Source organism: Kutzneria sp. 744, assembly GCF_000568255.1.
Classification (GTDB): domain Bacteria; phylum Actinomycetota; class Actinomycetes; order Mycobacteriales; family Pseudonocardiaceae; genus Kutzneria.
In genome coordinates, this window is record NZ_KK037166.1 from 7,587,666 (window position 1) to 7,590,533 (window position 2,868).

The window sequence follows — 2,868 nt, forward strand, 5'->3', positions numbered from 1 at the left end:
GGTGGCGGCGGTCGTCCGGGTGGTCCCCGGCGGTCGCGGCGGCGCCGCGGGCGCGTTCGGCCGTCCCGGCGGTCCCGCGCGTCGTGGTCGCAAGTCCAAGCGCCAGAAGCGTCAAGAGTTCGACAACATGCAGGCGCCCAGCGTCGGCGGTGTCCGTCTGCCCAAGGGCAACGGCGAGGCCATCCGGCTGCCGCGCGGCGCGTCGCTGACCGACTTCGCGGAGAAGATCAACGCGAACCCGGCGGCGTTGGTGCAGGTGTTGTTCCACCTCGGTGAGATGGTCACCGCCACCCAGTCAGTCTCCGACGAGATCCTGGAGCTGCTGGGCGGGGAGATGAACTACGTGGTCAACGTGGTCTCTCCCGAGGAGGAGGACCGCGAGCTGCTGGAGACCTTCGACATCACCTACGGCGGTGACGCCGGCGACGAGGACGACCTCGTCGTCCGTCCGCCGGTGGTGACCGTCATGGGTCACGTCGACCACGGCAAGACCCGCCTGCTCGACACGATTCGCAAGGCGAACGTGCACGAGGGCGAGGCCGGCGGCATCACCCAGCACATCGGCGCCTACCAGGTCATGACGCACCTGGAAGGCAACGAGCGCCTCATCACCTTCATCGACACCCCGGGTCACGAGGCGTTCACCGCCATGCGAGCCCGTGGCGCCAACTCCACCGACATCGCGGTCATCGTCGTCGCCGCTGACGACGGCGTCATGCCGCAGACGGTGGAGGCCATCAACCACGCCCAGGCGGCCGGCGCGCCGATCGTGGTCGCGGTGAACAAGATCGACAAGGAAGGCGCGAACCCGCAGAAGATCCGCCAGCAGCTGACCGAGTACAACCTGGTGGCCGAGGAGTACGGCGGCGACACCATGTTCGTCGACATCTCGGCCAAGCAGGGTCTGCACATCGACCAGCTGCTCGAGGCGATCCTGCTGACCGCGGACGCCGCGCTCGACCTGCGGGCCAACCCCAACATGGAGGCCCAGGGCGTCGCGATCGAGGCACACCTGGACCGCGGTCGCGGCCCGGTGGCCACGGTCCTGGTGCAGCGCGGCACGCTGCGGGTGGGCGACTCGATCGTCGCCGGCGGGGCCTACGGCCGCGTCCGGCGCATGGTCGACGAGCACAACGAGGACGTCATCGAGGCGACGCCGTCCCGTCCGGTGCAGGTGATCGGTCTGACCTCGTTCCGCGGGGCCGGCGACACCTTCCTGGTCGTGGACGAGGACCGGGTGGCACGGCAGATCGCCGAGCGCCGCCAGGCCCGCACCCGCAACGCCCTCAACGCGTCCCGCCGCAAGCGCGTCAGCCTGGAGGACCTGGACGCCGCGCTGAAGGAGACCAGCCAGCTCAACCTGGTCATCAAGGGCGACAACTCCGGCACCGTCGAGGCGCTGGAAGCCGCGTTGATGAACATCGAGGTCGGCGACGACGTCGAGCTGCACGTGGTGCACCGCGGCGTCGGTGGTGTCACGGAGAGCGACATCAACCTCGCCACCGCGACGGACAACACCATCGTGCTCGGCTTCAACGTCCGTGCGGAGGGCCGGGCCACCGAGCTCGCCAACCGCGAGGGCGTCGAGGTCCGGTACTACACGGTGATCTACCAGGCGATCGACGAGATCGAGCAGGCCCTCAAGGGCTTGCTCAAGCCGGAGTACGAGGAGGTGCAGCTCGGCCGGGCCGAGGTGCGCGACGTCTTCAAGTCCTCCAAGGTCGGCACCATCGCCGGCTGCCTGGTGATGTCCGGCGAGCTCAAGCGCAACACCAAGGCGCGTCTCATCCGCGACAACGTCGTGGTGCAGGAGAGCCTCACGCTCACCTCGCTGCGTCGCTTCAAGGACGACGTGACCGAGGTCCGCGAGGGCTTCGAGTGCGGTCTGACCCTCGGCAGCTACGGCGACCTGCGGGTCGGCGACACCGTCGAGACGTACGAGATGCGGGAGAAGCCCCGCAACTGATCAAGCGGCGTGCGGCGGGGGCCGGCTTCCGGCCGGCCCCCGTCGGCGTCCAACCATGGTGATGCGCATGTTCGTCGGTGCCCTCGAGTTGGACGTGCTGCTGGGCGACGTCCGCTCGCTCAAGGAGAAGCGTTCCGTGGTCCGGCCCGTGCTGGCCGAGATCCGGCGCAAGTACGAGGTCTCGGTCGCCGAGGCCGGTCATCGGACCTGCACCGCCGCGCCCTGTTCGGGGTGTCGGTGGTCGCCGCCGACGCGGGACACGTCAAGGATGTGCTCGACGCGTGCGAGCGGCTGGTGTCGTCCCGGCCCGAGCTGCAGGTCCTGTCCGCTCGGCAGCGGTTCCTCGGCCCCGAGGACGACTAGTTCCAACTGTCACTACTCATGAGGAGGAGCGCCGTGGCCGACCAGGCCCGCGCCCGCAGGCTCGCCAAGCGGATCGCCCAGATCGTGGCGTCCGCGCTGGAACACGAGGTGAAGGACCCCCGGCTGGCCCGGGTCACCATCACCGACGCCAGGGTCACCCCCGACCTGCACGACGCGACCGTGTACTACACCGTGCTCGGCGACAGTCTGGAGTCCGCTCCCGACCACGCCGGCGTCACGGCCGCGCTGACCAGCGCGACCGGGGTGCTGCGCACCATGGTGGGGCAGCAGACCGGCGTCCGGTTCACGCCGACGCTGGCCTTCGTCGCCGACACCGTGCCGACCGACTCCAAGCGGATCGAGGAGCTGTTGGCCATCGCCCGTGAGTCGGACGCCGAGGTGGCGCAGCTGGCCTCCGGCGCGCAGCCGGCCGGCGAGGCCGACCCGTACAAGGCTCCCCGCGAGGAGGAGTCCGACGCGGAGTGACGTAGCTTGCCTCGTGTGAGCTCATCCGATCAGGTCGATGTCGCGGCCGCCGC

1 protein-coding gene and 2 pseudogenes are annotated in these 2,868 nt (G+C 69.8%); all 3 read left to right on the plus strand.

What is annotated here, in order from left to right:
- Nucleotides 1-1,966, plus strand: a pseudogene (gene infB / locus KUTG_RS34995) (translation initiation factor IF-2); the annotation flags it as partial.
- A gap of 67 nt (nt 1,967-2,033) precedes the next feature.
- Nucleotides 2,034-2,329: pseudogene (locus KUTG_RS35000) on the plus strand (DUF503 domain-containing protein).
- 33 nt (nt 2,330-2,362) lie between these two features.
- Nucleotides 2,363-2,815, plus strand: a complete 453-nt coding sequence (rbfA, locus tag KUTG_RS35005) for a 30S ribosome-binding factor RbfA (protein WP_043722991.1) — start codon at nt 2,363-2,365, stop codon at nt 2,813-2,815.
- The last annotated feature ends 53 nt before the right edge of the window (nt 2,816-2,868 follow it).